The following is a 17,178-nucleotide window of genomic DNA, read 5'->3' as shown; positions in this document are numbered from 1 at the left end:
AGCTCCCCTCCGGCTCCCTCCCGCCCGTCACAAGGAGCCGGTCAGGAATTGGAGAACGAGGCTGGTCGCCGAGACCACCACCCACAGGCAGGCGCCGAGGACGAGCGGCCGGGGGCCGGTGCGGCGCAGTGCGGCGAGGTCGGTGGACAGGCCCGTCGCGGAGAGCGCGACGGTGATGAGGAAGACCGAGAGCTCGCCGAGCCCGTGGTGGGCGGCGGCCGGGATGAAACCCAGGCCGTTCGCCGTGGCCATCAGCAGGAAGCCGATCAGGAACCCGGGCACCAGCCTGACCACCCGGAGCCGGGGCCGGGCCGTGGCCTCCGCCGCGGCCCGGTCGCGGCGTCTCACCAGCCAGGCCAGTCCCACGCAGATGGGGATGATCATGAGGCTGCGGGTGAGCTTGACGACGACCGCGTGGTCCGCCGCGGTCCGGCCGTAGCTGGTGGCCGCGGCGACCACCGAGGACGTGTCGTTGACCGCCGTCCCCGCGAAGAGGCCGAAGCTGTGCTGGCTCATCCCCAGCAGGTGGCCGAGCAGCGGGAAGGTGAGCACGGCGGCGATGTTGAACAGGAAGATGGTGGAGACCGCGTAGGCCACCTCCACCCCGGCCGCGCCGATGACCGGGGCGGTCGCCGCGATCGCCGACGCGCCGCAGACACCCGTGCCCACGCCGATCAGCGTGCGCAGGTCCCCGGCGATGCCGAGCCACCGGCCGATGCCGTACGCGGCGGCCAGACAGACCACCAACGAGCCGATCAGCACCGGAATCGAGCCGACGCCCACCTGGACCATCTGGGCCGGCGACAGTTGCGAGCCCAGGACGACGACCGAAGCCTGTAGGACCCGGTTGCTCGCGAAACCGATGCCGGGACGCCACCGTGCTCCTGGTCTCCTCAGGGCGGCCAGCAGCACACCGAGGACGATCCCGGCCACCGGGCCGCCGACGAGCGGGAACACCTTCCCCACCGCCGTGCCCACCACCGCGAGAGCCAGGACGAGGGCCAGACCGGGTACGAGAGAGGCCACGGCGGGCCGGGGCGCCCGTGCCGGTCCGGCCTCCGGCCGGGCCCCAGTCTCCGGCCGTGCCTCAGCCTCCGGTCGTGCGGGGACCGTACGGTCCAGATCTTCGCTCATGGCCTCGACTCTGCTGCGCTCCGGACCGTGGTTGTAGCCCCGAGATCGTGCGGAGGTCATAGCCAAGAGGCATGACCGCCGACCGGGTCCGGCCCATACCCTGGAGCTATGAGCCAGTTGCCGGATCCGGAATCACTGCGGCTGCTCGTCCTGGTCGGAGACGTGGGGAGCTTGAGCGGTGCGGCGGCGCGGCTCGGTCTTACGCAGCCGTCGGCGAGCAAGCGGCTGTCCGCGCTGGAGCGCAGGCTGGGTCTGGTGCTGGTGGACCGGACGCGGCGGGGATCGCAGCTCACCGACGCGGGCCGGGCCGTGGCGGGCTGGGCGCAGCGGGTCCTCCAGGAGATGGAGGCGCTGCTGACCGGCACGGAGGCGCTGCGTACGAAGCGGGACGCCGAGCTGAGGGTGGCGGCCAGCATGACGGTGGCCGAGTGTCTGGTGCCGGGCTGGATCGGCGAGCTGCGCCGCACTCGGCCGGAGTTGTACGTCGGTCTCCAGGTGACCAACAGCGAACAGGTTCCCGATCTGCTCCGCAGCGGGGCGGTGGACCTGGGATTCGTCGAGTCACCGCGGGCCCCGGCAGGGCTGTCCGCCCGGCAGGTCGCCCGCGACCGGCTGCTCGTGGTGGTCGCCCCGGGGCACCCCTGGACGCGCCGCCGTCGCCCGCTGAGCGTCGCCGAGCTCGTGGCCGCGCCGCTGGTGCTGCGCGAACGCGGATCGGGCACCCGCGAGACCCTGGACCAGGCTCTGCGCAAGGCCGGCGTGGGCGAACCGCTGCCCCTCCTGGAGCTGGGGTCGGCGACCGCCGTACGCAATGCCGTGATCGCCGGAACCGGCCCGGCAGTGATCAGTGAGCTCGCGGTGGGCGCCGACCTCGCCGATGGCCGCCTTGTGTCGGTGGAGGTCGAGGGGATCGAACTGCGCCGTGCCCTGCGAGCCGTCTGGGCCTCGGGACGCGTCCCCGTCGGCCCCGCGGCGGAACTCCTGGCCGTGACGAGACGCCGCGGAAAGCAGGCATGAGGCGCCGCGGGACCGACGCGGCAGCGGCGCCATCTGCTGTCAGGCGGAGACGTCGCCGTGCGATTCGATGCGCTCGATCGTCTGCTCGCTCCATGCCCGGATGGCATCGGCCTGCTGCGGAGTGAGCGTGTCGAAGAAGTGGCGGCGGATGTTGCCGGCGTGCCCGGTGATGGCACTCTGCACGGCGCTACGCCCCTCGGCGGTCAGCCTGGTCCCCGTACGGCGGCCGTAGGCGCCACTTTCGGTCCGTGCCACGAAACCGCGCTTCTCCATGCGGGTCAGCTGATGCGAGACGCGGCTCTTCTCCCAGCCGAGCGACTCGGAGAGCTCGCCGACGCGCAGCTCGCGCCCGGCCGCGCGCCACAAGCTCATCAACACGCTGAACTCGGCCTTCGAGATGCCGAAGTCACGTTGGAGTGCGCGGTCGAGCTCCTGGGCGAGCAGCCGCTGCGCACGCGTCCAAGCGCCCCAGAGCTCCCACTCCTCGGGGTCCAGGTCGCGGTTCTCCGTCATGGCGGAAATCCTACCCGGCGTGACCGCGCAGTTGACGCATCAACTCCACGGATCCTAGAGTTGATGCGTCAACTCTGCGAGAGGAGCTCACCCGATGAGGACATTGGTACGCGGCGGCATGGTGGTCAGCATGGACCCGGCCGTCGGCGATCTCCCGCAGGGCGACCTGCTCATCGAGGACGGCCGGATAGCGGCGATCGCCGCCCACGTGGACACGGCCGACTCGGAGGTCGTCGACGCCCGCGGCAAGATCGTGATGCCCGGTTTCGTCGACACCCACCGGCACACCTGGCAGACCGCCTTCCGCGGTATCGGCGCCGACTGGACGTTCCGCGAGTACGGCGCCGCCATGCACGGCACGCTCCGGCCGCACTACCGGCCGGAGGACGTGTACCTGGGCAACCTGCTGGGCCGGATCGAGGCACTGAGCTCGGGCGTCACGACCATGCTCGACTGGTTCCACTGCTCCGACCGCCCGGAGAACGCCGACGCCGCGATCCAGGCGCTGCGTGACGCGCCCGGCCACTCGGTGTTCTGCTACGGCGCGGGCTTCGCCGACGACTCGATCGCCACCGAGGTCAAGCGCGTGCGATCCCAACTGCCTGACGACGGCATGGCGTTGGGGCTGCGCGGTCCGCAGTTGACCTCGATGGACACCACCGCCGCCGACGTCGCACTGGCGCGGGAACTCGGGCTGCGGGTGAGCGTCCACGTACACGCCGCCACGGGCTGGCCCAGCGGCGAGCGCCCCGTCGCGGGCATGCGTGACCGCGGACTGCTGGATGACCGCACGACCTTCGTACACGGCAACGGCATCTCCGACGACCAGGTGGCCATGATGGCCGACGCGGGCTGCTCGGTGACGATCAGCCCGGACGTCGAGCTGAAGATGGGCTTCGGCTGGCCCGAGACCGGCCGCATGCTGGCCGCCGGAATCCGCCCGTCACTGTCCGTCGACGACTGCCCGTCCGCCGGCGGCGACATGTTCGCCACCCTGCGCACGGCGTTCTCCGTCCAGCGCGGTCTGAACGGCGGCCTCACGGCGCGGGACTTCGTCGAATTCGCCACGGTGGACGGCGCCCGCACCTGTGGACTCGACGCCAGGACGGGCAGCCTCAGTGTCGGCAAGGACGCCGACTTCATCCTCCTCGACGCCGAGGACCTCACGGTCTTCCCGGTCACGGATCCCATCGGCACGATCGTCTCCGCCGGTCACCCCGGGCTGGTGGACAGCGTCTTCATCGCCGGAGAGCCGGTCAAGCGAAACGGCCGGCTGCTCGACGTCGACCTGCCGGCGCTGCGCACCCGGCTGCTGGAGTCCCGCGCCCGGGTCGCCGAAGCCGCGGGCGTGACGCTCGACGGGTCCTGGGCGCCGACCGTGGGCGCGCCGAGGCGCTGATCGGCCTCGGGTCCTACGAGGGGGCTCCCGTGTTCGCCTTCGTCACCTACAATTCCCCGGCCAACTGGCGAAAAACGCGCGGTCGACGCGCATGGGCGGGAGGAGCCGCGATGGCGACGGGGGGATGGGGTCTGCCGAACGGCCCCGGGCAGGGAGGCAACCGCTGGGGACCGCCGCCCGCGCCGGGTCCGTACGGGCCGCCGCCGACACCGAACCTCTATGGGCCCCCGCCCCCGCCTCCGACCCCGCCGCCCGGGCCCTACCGTCCGGCGCCCGCGGGTCGGCGCTGGTACCGGCGAGTGCCCTTCCTCTCCTTCCTCATCCCCCTGCTCCGCCTGGCGCACCGGCCCGCGCGGAAACTGTTCGACCAGGACGGCGGCGGGCGCGTCCACGACCCCGTGGCCGACCGCGTCCAGATCACCCGGACGGTGCTCGGCGTCCTCGCGACGCTCGCCCTCTACTACATGTACGGATCGGACGGCGACCTGGAGGACCAGGCCGGCGAGAGTGCCGCCCAACTCATCGTGACCCCGGTCCTGCTCCTCATCGCCGGACCGGTGGTCATCGCCCTCTTCATCCGCTACGCGCCCGCGCAGCGGCGGCGGTTGCTGCGCTCCCGGCTCAGCGTCCCGGCCAAGACCGTCGGCTGGTACGTCCTGACCGTGGCCGTCCTCGCCGCCACGTTGTGGGTGATCTCGGCCAACCCCGGGATGCTGGAAGGGTTGCACGGGGTATGGCTCTTCGTGGCCGCCGTCCCCGCGCTGGTGCTGGTGCTGTGGGGCCTGCCGTTCTTCTTCCTGGCCTCGGCCTACGTCGCCCGCTCCGCCTTCAACACCGCCTATGTGCACGCCGCGCTGCCGGCCGTGCTCACCGTGGTGATGGTCTGGATCATCGCCGTCTTCAACGCGACCGGGAGCGGCATGCCCAACGGGCCGCTGTGGGCACAGCTCTGCTCCCTGTTCGGCGGCCCGCTGTCGGTGACCGGACTCTCCCTGTGGGAGCTGCACCGGCTGCGCACCCGCCACGGCGTGACCATACGCGGCTGAGCCGTCCCTCCTCGTCGGGTATCGCCGCGTGCGGCGGTCGTACCCGCTTCTTCGCCCGCTCGCGGGCCGCCCTGGGCAGTTGGTTCGTCCTGGCAGGCCCGCGGCGTACGCTGCGGATGTAGATGCGCCCCGCATCTCATTGACGGCGGAAGGGCCGGCCTTGGGCGAGCGTGAGCTGTACTACCGGGACGCGACCGAGCTGGCGGCGCTCATCGCGGGACGACAGGTGTCCGCCATGGACGTGGTGCGGGCGCACCTGGACCGTATCGAGGCGGTCGACCCGAAAATCAACGCCGTGACGGTGACCGCCGAGCGGGCACTCGACGCGGCGCGCGCCGCCGACCGGGCCGTGCGGGCGGGCACGGCTCTGGGCGCGTTGCACGGCGTTCCGTTCACGGTCAAGGACTCGCTGGACGTGGCGGGGATGGTCGCCGCACGCGGCTCGGCCCTGTTCCGGGATCATGTCCCGGCCACAGATGCGACCGCGGTGGCCAGACTCCGGGCCGCGGGCGGAATTCCGCTGGCCAAGACGAACCTGCCCGAGTTCTCCTACTGGACCGAGACCGACAACGTCATCACCGGCAGGTCACTCAACCCCTGGGACCACGAGCGGACGCCCGGCGGATCAAGTGGTGGGGAATCAGCCGCGATCGCCGCCGGGATGTCCCCGCTCGGGCTGGGCAGCGATGTCGCCATCTCGGTGCGGGGACCGGCCCACGACACCGGCATCGTCGCGCTGAAAGCCACCCGGGGCCGCATCCCGGCCACCGGCCACTGGCCCGAGGTTCCCCGGCGCTACTGGCACGTCGGCCCCATGGCCCGCAGCGTGCGGGATATCACGACCGCGCTGAGGGTCCTCGCGGGACCCGACGGTGTCGACGGTTACGTACAGCGGCACTACCCGCACCCCGCCGACCCACCAGGACCGGGGGACGTGGCCGGGCTGCGGGTGGGCTGGGCGACCGAGCCCGCCTTCGGCCCGGTGGATCGCGAGGTGGCGGCCACCGTCACCGCGGCGTCCGACGCCCTGCGCGGCCTGGGCTGCGTGGTCGAACCGGCGCCACTCCCCGAGCTGGAGACCCTCGACGCGACCGCGCTGAGCGCGGTGCTGTTCACCGCCGAGGTCGTGCCGTACTTCCGGCAGGTCGTCGCCGGCCGCGAGTCCGAGCTGCACGGCGTCATCCGGCGCGCGCTGACCACGCCGGATGTGACGCTGACCGACTATGTCGCCGCCCAGCAACGGGTCGAGGCGCTCAGTTCGATGTTCTCCGGGTACTTCGAGCACTACGACGTCCTGCTGTGCCCCGTGTGCCCCATCCCCGCGCCGCCGCACGCCCGGAAGACATTCGAGGTCGGCGACGTCACCGTCTCGGCACGCGGCATCATGCGCGCGACGGTCCCGTTCAATCTCACCGGTCTGCCCGCGCTCTCCCTCCCCTTCGGAGCCACCGGCGGGAAACTGCCGATCGGCATCCAGCTCGTCTCCCGCTGGTACGACGAGGCGACGCTCCTGCGGGTCGGCGCGGCCCTGGAGGACATCAGCCCGGTCCGGGACCGCCACCCCGACCTCGGCTGACCGGCCGCCGATCCATCCGGGCCTTCATCGACCCGCGGGCACGGCCGCCGCGTCGCCGCGCGGGGTCCGCTCCTCCGCGTCGGCCAGCCAGAGGAAGACCGGCGGCAGGCCGAGCTCGATCACCGTCAGTGCGATCTGGAACCACTGCGGCCAGCCGTGCACGGCGAGCGAGAGCAGCCGGCCCACACCGCCCAGCAGGAAGACCCCGGCCGGCCACCGCACCGGCCGGGCCGGGATCGGACGCTGCCGCGCGGCCCAGATCCAGGCCAGCGCGTAGCCGGCGAAGCCGGCCCCCATGAACCGGCCCCAGCTGTCGACCGTCGCGCCGGCGGAACCGGCGCCGGGGATCGCCGCGTTGCCGAGAGCCACGAGGTACAGCCTTCACCAGCAAGGAGGCCCTTTTCGCGGCCGTCTACCAGCAGGCGGCGGACCGGCTGCTCGCCGAGACGCGATTCGACCCCCGCCGACTCCCTGGTGGAGCAGCTCACCAGGGCATGGATGTCCATCTCGACTACTTCGTGGCGAACCGCAACGCCGTCCTCACCGCGAACCGGGTGTTCGCGGGCGACCCGTGATCCAGACGATCATGACGAACGAACTGGACGCGCTCCGCGCGCGGCTGCTGACCGTACTCCCCCTCGCGGACGAGAGCACGCGCGAGGCCGTGTCCGGCGTCCTGAAGAGCTGGCTGGTCTTCGTCCAGACCCTCTGCGTCGACTGGCTCACCCATGAGACCTGTACCCGCGCCCAACTGCGCGACGTCTGCATCGGGGCGGCCATCGGCGCCCTCCGCCCGCTGTTCGCCGAGGACCCGCACCCGACTGGCCGCCACAACAGCCCGGCGCGGCCGCCTAGGGAGTCTCCGACGGATCTTGCCGCCGTCACCGGGCTGTTCCCCTTCCCGACACCTGACGATATGCGGCTCCGCCGCGTGGGGGGCTCCGCCGTATGGGGGCCCCGCCGCGTGGGGCCCCGCCGTATGGGGGCCCCGCCGCGTGGGGCCCCGCCCCAGGCCCCAGGGTCCAGGGGCGGATCCCCGGTCCGGGGTCTGGGGCAGAGCCCCAGTTTCGGGGTCTGGGGCGGAGCCCCGGTCCGGGCCCCAGGGTCCAGGGGCAGAGCCCCGGTCCGGGGTCTGGGGCGGAGCCCCAGTTTCGGGAAGGGGCGGGGAGGGGAAAGACCGCCTGACACCGCGCAGGCGGTCAGCGCACCGTCAGGCGCCGCAGGCGGGACGCCGCCGCCCGCGCCGACGCGTCGACCTCGAGGCTGACATAGCGGGCCGTGCCGGAGGCGGTCAACCGGCGTACGCGGCCCCGGCCGGTGAGGGTCCCGGCGTCCCGGTAGGTGATGCCGTCCGTGCTGAAGCCGACCTTCGCGCCCGGCGCCGTCCCCGCCGTCCACTCGGTCTCCACCAGGCGGACCGGGCGGGCCGCACCGAGGTCCACGACCATGCGGCCGCGCGGACCCGGCTGCCAGGCCGTGTGGGCGTCGCCGTCCACCGCCGCCGCGGGGTCGGACATGCCCTCCGGCAGCGGGCTCGTGGGGAAGACGGTCCTGCCGAGGGCCAGGTCGTCGTGCGGATGGGCGGCCGCCCCGGCCAGGACGACGGTGATCGTCCGGTCCGCCCTGACGACGGCGACCTCGCTGTGCCCCTGGGCCCGGACGCGCAGGGTGCAGGAGGCCCCGGACAGGCGCACGGTCGCGCCGTCGACGACCTGGACCCGCAGGCCCGGCGGCAGGCGCCGGCCCGTGAGGGGGGTGAGCGTGAAGCGCGGGGGCAGCACGACCGCCGTGGCGACGGGCAGCGTGGCCTCGAAGGACGTGCCGTCGGCGGTCAGCGTCTGCGTGCCCTCGAAGGCCACGGTGTCCGTGCCGGTGCGCGGGATCGTGATCCGCGTCCTGACGGACTCGCCGGAGAGGTTGAACAGGGTCAGATGCCCGTCCGTCAGCGTCGTGCGCACCTCGGTGGCCTCCGCCGTGGGCGCGGCCCTCCGGGCGAGCGCGCGCAGCTTCCCGGCCGACGTGCCGGGGAAGCCCTCGACGAGGAGCGGTGCCGCCGGGCCGTCGCCGAGGACGATCTCGTCGTCGTAGACGCCGATCGGGTTCCGGCCGTCACGCACCACGAGCCCGGCGCGGCCGTCGACGTCGAGCCAGCCGCCACGGCTGTTCACCGCCGGCCTCGGCCCGGTCGCCAGGTCCCTCCAGTCCCGGCCGTCCGTGAAACCCTGGACGCGGTAGGCGCGGCCGGCCGCCGACTCCCAGCGCAGGGTGACCCGGTCGATCCGGCGCTCGGCGCCGAGGTCGACGGCCAGCCAGCTGTCGGCGCGCGGACGGTCGGCCCTCGACACCGCCCAGCGGGTGGCCGCGTCGCCGTCGACCGCGAGCGGCGCGCCCTTCCCGGTGTCGGCCGACGAGGCGGTGGCGGACCCGCCGCGCGCGAGGTCCGCGCCCTGGGCGCCGTCGCGCACCTCGAAGGCGTACAGGGAGTACCCGTAGGCCGGGTCGGGCCGCACGCCGAGCATGCGGACGTGGCGCACCGTCGTGGGGGTGAAGCCGAGGTCGTCGACCCGTCCGGGGGGTGTGCCGGTGGCGGTGTCGCGGGCGCGGACGGTCGCCTCGCCCTCCTCGAAGCGGTAGGTGCGCGCGCCGTCGAGCCCCGGCATGCCGGGCATCGTCAGGTTGTGCACCTCGAGGTGGCCCTCCGCGTCGGCGGTGCCGCCGCTCGCGTAGACGATCGAGCCCGTCGGGAGGGTCGCGAACCCGGCCCAGCCGCCGTCGAGGCGCAGGAGCGTCGCACTGCCGTCGAAGCCGTCGCGCGGGGACTCGTACACGCGCACGGTACGGCTTTGGACCTTCGCGGCGGTGGCGGGCAGGAACATCGGGGTCGCACCGCTGAGCCGGAACAGCCAGTCGTCATGCCCCGGCTGCCAGGCGAACTTCACGAACCCGGGCTTCGTCACGGCACCGGCCCACGCGGCCCGCGACTGGTGCGACACCAGTCCGGGGCCGGTCCCGAAGTCCGTGACACCGGAGGCCCGTGCGAACAACTCCTCGCGTGACAGCGCCTCGACGGGCCGCCCGGACGCCGCCGCCCACACGTGCAGCAGATAGCTGATCGCGATCTCGGCGCGCGCCTCCGGCTCGTACTTCGGCTCCCCCGAGAACTTCGCCATCCGGTGCTCGGGCGGGTACTGCTGGTACGCCTCCAGCCGGGACGCCAGCTCCCGCTCCGCGCGCGCCGCGGCCCGGTCGCGCATCACCTGGGAGAGGAAGGCGAGCGGGATGACGTCCCTGCCGTAGAGGTGCTCGCGGTCGTTGACCATCGGCATCAGCGGTTCGCCCGCGTCGCTCATGACGCCCAGCAGCGTGCGCCACAGCGGCTGCGCGTTCGGCTGCCGCGCGAGGACCTGCGGGAGGGGGCGTCCGGCGGCCAGGAAGTGCGCGGCGTTGCGGCCGGAGGTGCGCCACAGCTCCTCCTGGTAGTGCGGGCCGAAGGAGCCGTGGTTCTCGACGATGAAGGTGTCGTACAGGTTGCGGGCGGTGTTCTCCGAGACGGCGGCGCCGTCCACGCGGGCGGGGTTGGCGAGGTCGGCGGGCGGCAGCCCCGCCTCGTTGCGCGACCAGATGCCGTACCACCTGGCCCAGTCGGCGGCGCGGGGGTCGTCGTGGGCCCACGCGAGCGCCGGTGCGAGGGTCTGCGCGTACAGGCCCATCTCCTCCAGCTTGGTGTCGCCGACGTGTCCGCCGGTCAGGCCGTTCGGCGTCCAGTCGCCCGAGGCGGGGTCGTCGCCACTGCCCAACGACGCGGTGTAGACGGCCTGTTCGCGGACGATGGTCTCGACGTTCCGCCGCGTCGCGGTGTCGAGGTCCTTCCACAGCAGCCGGGCGGCGAGGACGAAGTACGACTGGAAGGTGGTGTCGAAGAAGAGCGTGCGGCCCCACTCGTCGCCGCCGGTGAGCCGGTTCGACGCGGCGAAGTGACGGATGGTGGCGAGCGTGCGCCGCTCGAGGGTCTCCCGGTCGGTGCCCGCGCGCGCCGCGTCGTAGGTGCCGTGGGTGAGCAGGACCGCGTTGCCGAGCACCACGGCGAACCCGAAGTCCTTGGCGGTGTAGTGCCCTTGGGCCTCGTCCCACTGCGTCTCGGACCACCGGGTGTGGTCCAGGAGCACCCGCAGATAGGTGGCCGCGACGGCGTCGGGCGGCGTGTCGGTGCGGCCCCGCGCCGCGTGGGCGCTCGCGGCTCCGGTGAGCGGGGGCAGGGCGGCCAGCGCGCCCGTGAGACCGGCGAGATGCAGGAAGCGGCGGCGGTCGAGGGGCAGGGACGGGTGCGACACGGAACGACACCTCGGGGGCTGGACAACGTTGTCAGAGCGTGTCGCACATTCTTCGGCCACTCCGGTACGCGCGTCAACGGGCGTGACGTCAGCCGTTCGGACAGCACGTCGGCGACCGCGGAGGTACGAGCAGCGCCTGGAGAGCCGGACCGACGCGCCGGACGATCGCCTCGCGGTCTTCCTCGGCGAGCACGGAGACTCGCACGATCTGCCGGCCGACGGTGATGCCGATCAGCATGGAGGACGCGAGAGCAGCGCGGAGCTCGGCATCATGAGGGTCCGACCCGAAGTGCCGGACGCCTTCGGACAGTCGCGATTCGATGAACTCCCGCAGCTGTGCGCCCGCCTGCTCGTTGGAGACCGCGCCACGCAGCATCGCCCGCAGCGCGTCGGCGTCGGGCTGATCGCCCTCCCAGACGGCGAGATACGCCCGGACAGCCTGCTCACCAACCGATTCCAGAGGACCGCTGAACGCGCCCGCGATACGGGAGAGCGCCTCGGGCGAGATCGACATCACCGCCCCGAAGAGCTCGTCCTTCGACCGGAAGAACTGCATGACGAGTGCGGCGTCGACGCCGGCGTCCGCGGCGATCGCGCGGATCGTCGCGCCCTTGAACCCGGCCGCGGCGAACTGCCGACGCGCGGCATCGAGCACCGCCTGGCGGGTCGTGTTCCGCCCGGGCCTTCGGCCGCGCCGCGCAGGCGGCTCCCGTGTTTCGAGTCGCTCAGCCATGCCGGCAGTGTACACTGAGCACGCGATATCAACGACTGTTGATATGTTGCCGCGGTGCACCGGCGGCGACCACGCCTCCTACCTCCAGCTCCCGTTCCGCACGCCCGAGGAAGAGCCCATGACGCAGACAGGTTTACTGGCCGGCCCGATCACCGGTCTCATCTACGAAACCCCAACTCACCAGGGACTCACGGGAGCAGAGGGTGAATTCCTGTACGAGGAGGGAGAACGGGTCGCTTTCCTCGTCGGGGCGACACCCATCGGCAACGTCTCCGCCCGCCCCCGGGTGAACCTGGCGCAGATCGTCGCCCGTGTGGACGGTGATGTCGCCAAGCTGCGCGACCCCGGACTGACGAACATCGCCCGATTCGTGTTCACCCTCGGCCGGAAGAACATCCGGGACCACGGGACACAGATCGCCCCAGAGGTCCACGACATCATCGGCCGCCGGCACATCGATTTCCGGCACGACGCCGACTTCACGGGCACCGCTGCCGCGGACAAGGTCCAGGCGTTCACCGACGACCCGGTCATCGCCGAGATCCTGCGGGATCTGAACGAAGCCGGAGTCTTCGAGGACACCGGCCCGCGAACTCTGTGCACGCCGGCGAACGCCCGGAATGAGGTGCGCCGCAACGCGATGGGCATCCTGCGGTTCCGCGACGTCAAGATCCCGCTGCACAACGGCGAGCACGTCCTCGCAGACGTCTTCCGGCCCGCCCGGCCAGGCACCTACCCGGTCGTCATCAGCTCGGGGCCCTACGGCAAGGCGTTCAACCACCACTCCATCGCGACCGCCGCCGACCTCGAAGAGCACGAGCTCATGGAGGACGGCTACTTCTGCGGCAATCCCGGCGGGCAGCCATTCGAGAATCACGAAACGGTCAACACCGCGTCCTGGGTTCCCGACGGATACGCGGTCGTACGGACAGACATGCCCGGCGCCGGCAACAACCCCGGACGGCTCGCCCCCTGGGGGATCGCAGGAGCCGAGGCTCTTCGCGACTGCATTGACTGGGCCGGCGTTCAACCATGGTCGAACGGCAACGTCGGCACCTGGGGCATGTCATACCTCGCGATGAGCCAGCACCAGGCCGCCGGCCTCCAGCCCAAGCACCTCAAAGCGATGATCGCCATCGGCACCGACGTGGACCTCTACGAGGAGGTCGCCTACAACGGCGGAATCTTCAACGAGCAGTTCTGGCCCGTCTGGAAGGCGAACGGGATCGACCCCGCAGTCGTGGGAACGCCCGACATCGCGGACTTCATCCAGACCCTGAAGGACAGCCCCTTCCGCGACACCGACCCCGACGCCGTCTTCGGACCACGGGCCGACGTCTTCATGAGCCCCGACCTGACCGACGTCACCGTTCCCCTCTGGGCAGTTGCCGCAACGACGCACTCCGCTCACTTCCACCAGCTCGGCGGCAGCAACGCCTATCTGGCCACGCCGACCGCGAACAAGAAGCTCGACCTCTGGGACGACTGGTTCCAGAAGTCCTACGCCGAGGAGACCGTCGCCGCGTACAAAGCCTTCTTCGACCACTGGCTCAAGGGAGTCGACAACGGGATCATGGACGTCCCGCCCGTGCGCCTGGAGATCCGGTCCGGCAACGGTGCCGCGCACATCCTCCACGAGAACGAGTGGCCCATCGCGCGCACCGAGTACCGCCGCTGGTACCTCGACGCCTCTCGCGCACAGACGGCCCAGCCGGCAGGAGAGCGACAGTTCCTCCGGCTGGAGACGACCGAACCGACCGCCTCGGCGCAGACGGCATATCCGGCCGAGATCGCGCTGGTTCCTCCTGCCCGCGGAGCGGCCTTGCGTGTCGATCCCGCATCGGCCCAGTCCGATCCGCACGCCACCGGCAGCTCGTTCCTCAGCCCTCCGCTGACCGCCGACGCGATCCTCGCCGGATACGGAAAAGTCGGCTTGACGGTCTCGTCCACCAGCCACGACATGGACATCTACGTGTCGGTACGGGTCATCGACGAGAGCGGCCACGAAGTCGACTTCACCGGGTTCGCCACGAGCGGCTTCGGCGATCGTCCCATTCCGCTCATGAAGGGCTGGCTGAAAGCCTCACACCGGAAAATCGACGAAGAACGCAGCACGAACTACACCGTCAAACACACCCATCGCAAAGCCGACTACGCGGAGCTCGTCCCGGACGAGGAGGTCGAGGTCGAAATCGAGTTGGTCCCCAGCACCGGGCTGCTCAGAAAAGGCCAGCGCATCCGCGTCGACGTGCAACCCTACGACGGCGTCGCGCACGGCATGCACCACGCCTACGACCCCGCCTACCACGACGGGGCCGTCAACAGAGTGCACACAGGACCGTCCCGCCTGGGCTACGTACAGCTGCCGATCGTAGGTTGACACCGCCCTGGGTGTGTTGTCCCCTCACCAACGTGCCGGGACAACACACCTAGGCGTGGTTCCGAAGTGCGTCGTAGATGGCCGTGACGTAGGCGCCGCTTCGGTCGGAACCGATGATCCCGGGGGCCATCCTGTTCATCATGTAGGAGATCGTGACCCGGCTCGAGGACCGGCTCGCCCTGCTGACCAACGGCCGGCGGCTCGCCGACGACCGCCACCAGAGCCTGCGCGCCTCCCTGGAGTGGAGCTACGCCCTGCTGAACCCGCAAAAACAGGCGCTGCTGCGCAGGCTGTCGGTGCTGTCCGACGACTTCGGCCCGGACGCCGCCGCGGCGATCGCCTCCGACCTGCCCGCCCCGGCCACCGCGATACCGCGGCTCCTCATCGGCCTGGAAGCCAAATCCGTCATCACTGCGCTCACCGACACCAGCGGCCCCACCCGCTTCCGGCTCCTGGAGTCCATACGCTGCTTCGGACACGACAGGCTCATCGCCGAGGACGAGGAAACCGAAGCGTACGAACGGCTGGTCAGCTGGCTGACCGCGATGTGCCTGCCACTGCACGGTGAGGCCGTGGTCCCCTCCGCCACGCTGGAACCGCCGGCGAAGGAGCGCACCCACCTGACGCATGCGCTGCACCGTCTCCACACCGGTACGGACGAACGCCAACTGCTGCTGGCCAGTGCGCTCGCCGCGGTCGAGACGGCCGACGGGCGGGTCACCGGCACCGCCGGCCTGGTGGCACAGGCCCGCGACCGCGCCGCACCGGACTCGGACTACCGCCCCGTCGCCCCGGCGGCGGCCGCCTCACTGGCGGCCCGGAACGCCGACGACGACTCCGCACTCCGCTACGCCGACGAGGCGGTGGAACTGGAACACGGCCGGGACCACCCGCAACTGCTCGCCCGGCCGCGTCTGCCGCGTGGCACCATCCAGCACCCGCGGGACGAGCCGACCGCCACTCTCACCGATCTCCAGGGGCCTCAGCGCGAGCTCGCCTGACCAGCTTGGCGTGTGCAGTAGGACGTCCTGGAGTCCCCCACCCCGACGAGCACGGCACGGGTGACGAGTTCGGCGAAGTCCGGCCCCAGCTCGGCATGGCGAAACAACGCCCGGAAGACGACGGGTGCGGCGAACAGGTCCAGCAGGAGGTCGACATCGAGCTGCTGCACCTCGCCGCGTTCCCGCGCTCTGCGCAGAGAGACCGCACAGGCATTCCTGCGGGGTTCCCAGACGATGGTGAGGAATTCCTCGTGCAGCTGGGGATCGTTGGCGAGGTCGGCCAGCAGTGCGGGGATCACGCGGCTGAGGGCGGGATCGGCCAGGCCGACGCGCAGCGCCTCCAGGTGCCCGACGATGTCGCAGTGCAGGCAGCCGGTGTCGATCTCCACGACGCCGACCCGTTCGTGCGCCATGGCCGCGACGATCAGGTGCTGCCGGCTCTTCCAGCGGCGGCGGATGGCCGGCTTGGTGGTGCCCGCGCGGGCGGCGATGGCCTCCATGGTCAGCGCCGAGTAGCCGACCTCCCGCACCAGCTCGGACACCGCGGCCAGCACGGAGCGGTCGATGCGCTCGTCGCGTCGGCGTGCCATCGCACCTCCCTGCTGCCGCCGTGATCCGCCCACCTTACCGAGGATCCAGCACCACCTTGCCGAACGGCGTTCCGCGTTCCAGCAGCTCCAGGGCGTGCTCGGCGTCGGTGAGCGCAAGACGCTGGTGGAGCACGGGTGAGAGCAGGCCCCCGGTCCACAGCGCCGTGATCTCCTGCCAGGATCGGAGCAACTCCTGTGGTGTCACCGAGTTCAGACTGAACGCCAGCAGCGTCGGCGACTTGTGGAAATCGCTCAGCAGCGTGGAGAGAAGGTCTTCGCCCGGAGCGCCACCGACACCGCCGCACAACGCATAGCGTCCGTTGTCGCGTAGCAGTTTCAGGTACCGGCCCGCGTCCGGGCCCGCGACCGTGTCCACGATCACGTCGTAGGTCCGGTCGGGGACGGCGGAGGCGGTCCGGTCCACGATCCGCGCGGCGCCCAACTCCAGCAGACGCTCGCCACGGGCCGCCGAGGAGGTGACCGCGGTGACCTCGGCCCCACGAGCGGATGCGATCTGTGTTGCCAGCGAACCGATTCCGCCGCCCGCACCGCGGACGAGAACGTGTTCGCCCGCCGCCGTCCCCGCTCGGCGCAGCGCGATCTCGGCGACGAGCGCGTTCACGCCCAGCGCGACCGCCTCGGCGGCGTCGGCCTCCTCCGGCACCGACAGGACCCGGTCCGCGTCGACGACGACTCGCTCGGCGTAGCCGCCGAGGGCTGGCATGGCCAGTACCCGCCGACCGACCAGATCGCCGGGCGCACCCGGTCCGGCCGCCTGTACTCGGCCGACGACTTCCATCCCCGGCACGGAGCCCGGGCCGGGAATGCCCCGGTACTCGCCTCGGCTGAGCATGACGTCGACATAGCCCGCGCCGATCACGTCGGCCTCGACGAGTACCTGGCCGGGCCCGGGTGCCGGCTGTTCCACGTCGATCAGGTCAAGCGCCCCGGACGGCTGCACGACCGCTGCTCGCATAGTGGCCACCTCTCAATACGTTCCGATCCGAATCGGAACGATACTGCGGGTGTGGGCATCCGTTCAAGGCGTTCACGCCGTCGTCACCAGCACCGGCGGCCGTCCGGCCGCGGAATCCCCAGCTCCGCACCATGACGCGCAACCTCCGCGGGTCCCGCGCCCTCTTCCATACCGGCCATGACCGTACGCGCCGACCTGCCCCGGTCCGGGCCGCACACCGGCTGACCGACCCGGTTTCCGGCCCCGCCCCCGCCCCCGCCCCCGACCCCGATTCCACGAGGACACACCGCTGTGATGCCCGACCGTCGATGTTCCGGCACTCGCCAACCGGCGCACGGCCCGCCGCTGAGCCGGTTGGCGTATGGACAGGTGGTGGTTCATCACCTCGCGCCGCAGACCGTATGACGCTCATCCGCGCCCGGGACGTCCGGGCGCACGCCGGAACCGCAGGAACCGTCCGAGGCGTCGTCTGCGCTCACGCA

General features: G+C 71.7%; 13 protein-coding genes. 6 read left to right on the top strand and 7 right to left on the bottom strand.

The features are described from left to right. Positions 1-27: 27 nt before the first annotated feature. Positions 28-1,134 carry a YeiH family protein gene (locus tag KHP12_RS42050; protein ID WP_086882821.1) on the bottom strand — a complete coding sequence of 369 codons (1,107 nt, stop codon included), beginning with the start codon at positions 1,132-1,134 and terminating at the stop codon, positions 28-30. Between the two features lie 108 nt (positions 1,135-1,242). Between KHP12_RS42050 and KHP12_RS42045 the strand changes: the two genes are divergently transcribed. After that, complete coding sequence (locus tag KHP12_RS42045) at positions 1,243-2,151, top strand: LysR family transcriptional regulator (RefSeq protein WP_211834410.1); 909 nt, start codon at positions 1,243-1,245, stop codon at positions 2,149-2,151. 39 nt (positions 2,152-2,190) lie between these two features. Here KHP12_RS42045 and KHP12_RS42040 read toward each other — a convergent pair whose 3' ends face one another. Next, a complete protein-coding gene (locus tag KHP12_RS42040) occupies positions 2,191-2,664 on the bottom strand; it encodes a MarR family winged helix-turn-helix transcriptional regulator (protein WP_086882819.1) in 474 nt (157 codons plus the stop codon). A gap of 94 nt (positions 2,665-2,758) precedes the next feature. Here KHP12_RS42040 and KHP12_RS42035 point away from each other — a divergent pair, with 94 nt between their 5' ends. From KHP12_RS42035 to KHP12_RS42025, 3 genes are all read left to right on the top strand, one after another. Next, complete coding sequence (locus KHP12_RS42035) at positions 2,759-4,063, top strand: amidohydrolase family protein (protein WP_211834408.1); 1,305 nt, start codon at positions 2,759-2,761, stop codon at positions 4,061-4,063. Positions 4,064-4,362: 299 nt separating this feature from the next. Continuing rightward, entirely contained in the window at positions 4,363-5,109 is a 747-nt protein-coding gene (locus KHP12_RS42030; RefSeq protein WP_308017003.1) for a hypothetical protein, read from the top strand. 160 nt (positions 5,110-5,269) lie between these two features. Further along, complete coding sequence (locus tag KHP12_RS42025) at positions 5,270-6,685, top strand: amidase (protein ID WP_086886290.1); 1,416 nt, start codon at positions 5,270-5,272, stop codon at positions 6,683-6,685. 24 nt (positions 6,686-6,709) lie between these two features. Here the strand turns inward: KHP12_RS42025 and KHP12_RS42020 are convergent, their stop codons facing one another. From KHP12_RS42020 to KHP12_RS42010, 3 genes are all read right to left on the bottom strand, one after another. Continuing rightward, complete coding sequence (locus tag KHP12_RS42020; protein ID WP_086886291.1) at positions 6,710-7,063, bottom strand: DUF4345 domain-containing protein; 354 nt, start codon at positions 7,061-7,063, stop codon at positions 6,710-6,712. Between the two features lie 821 nt (positions 7,064-7,884). After that, the gene (locus tag KHP12_RS42015; RefSeq protein ID WP_210609054.1) at positions 7,885-11,016 is read right to left on the bottom strand and encodes a discoidin domain-containing protein; all 3,132 of its coding nucleotides are present in this window, start codon (positions 11,014-11,016) and stop codon (positions 7,885-7,887) included. A gap of 88 nt (positions 11,017-11,104) precedes the next feature. Next, positions 11,105-11,671, bottom strand: a complete 567-nt coding sequence (locus KHP12_RS42010; RefSeq protein WP_210609055.1) for a TetR/AcrR family transcriptional regulator — start codon at positions 11,669-11,671, stop codon at positions 11,105-11,107. Between KHP12_RS42010 and KHP12_RS42005 the strand changes: the two genes are divergently transcribed. Both KHP12_RS42005 and KHP12_RS42000 read left to right on the top strand, forming a co-directional pair. Continuing rightward, positions 11,571-14,129, top strand: coding sequence for a CocE/NonD family hydrolase (locus KHP12_RS42005; RefSeq protein WP_246648861.1), 2,559 nt, complete (start codon positions 11,571-11,573; stop codon positions 14,127-14,129). The genes KHP12_RS42010 and KHP12_RS42005 overlap by 101 nt on opposite strands. 152 nt (positions 14,130-14,281) lie before the next feature. Further along, positions 14,282-15,130, top strand: a complete 849-nt coding sequence (locus tag KHP12_RS42000; protein ID WP_211834403.1) for a hypothetical protein — start codon at positions 14,282-14,284, stop codon at positions 15,128-15,130. Here KHP12_RS42000 and KHP12_RS41995 read toward each other — a convergent pair. Then, positions 15,112-15,720, bottom strand: a complete 609-nt coding sequence (locus tag KHP12_RS41995) for a TetR/AcrR family transcriptional regulator (RefSeq protein ID WP_086884575.1) — start codon at positions 15,718-15,720, stop codon at positions 15,112-15,114. The genes KHP12_RS42000 and KHP12_RS41995 overlap by 19 nt on opposite strands. A 34-nt stretch (positions 15,721-15,754) precedes the next feature. After that, a complete protein-coding gene (locus KHP12_RS41990) occupies positions 15,755-16,696 on the bottom strand; it encodes a quinone oxidoreductase family protein (protein WP_086884576.1) in 942 nt (313 codons plus the stop codon). Between the last annotated feature and the right edge of the window lie 482 nt (positions 16,697-17,178).

The organism is Streptomyces asiaticus (assembly GCF_018138715.1).
Classification (GTDB): domain Bacteria; phylum Actinomycetota; class Actinomycetes; order Streptomycetales; family Streptomycetaceae; genus Streptomyces; species Streptomyces asiaticus.
This window is presented reverse-complemented; position numbering and strand designations above follow the sequence as displayed.

Excerpts from the sequence above, each read along its gene's own strand:
- KHP12_RS42005 (WP_246648861.1), top strand. The coding sequence starts at position 11,571 with ATGACGAGTGCGGCGTCGACGCCGGCGTCCGCGGCGATCGCGCGGATC.
- KHP12_RS42050 (WP_086882821.1), bottom strand. The coding sequence starts at position 1,134 with ATGAGCGAAGATCTGGACCGTACGGTCCCCGCACGACCGGAGGCTGAG.
- KHP12_RS41990 (WP_086884576.1), bottom strand. The coding sequence starts at position 16,696 with ATGCGAGCAGCGGTCGTGCAGCCGTCCGGGGCGCTTGACCTGATCGAC.
- KHP12_RS42040 (WP_086882819.1), bottom strand. The coding sequence starts at position 2,664 with ATGACGGAGAACCGCGACCTGGACCCCGAGGAGTGGGAGCTCTGGGGC.
- KHP12_RS41995 (WP_086884575.1), bottom strand. The coding sequence starts at position 15,720 with ATGGCACGCCGACGCGACGAGCGCATCGACCGCTCCGTGCTGGCCGCG.
- KHP12_RS42045 (WP_211834410.1), top strand. The coding sequence starts at position 1,243 with ATGAGCCAGTTGCCGGATCCGGAATCACTGCGGCTGCTCGTCCTGGTC.
- KHP12_RS42035 (WP_211834408.1), top strand. The coding sequence starts at position 2,759 with ATGAGGACATTGGTACGCGGCGGCATGGTGGTCAGCATGGACCCGGCC.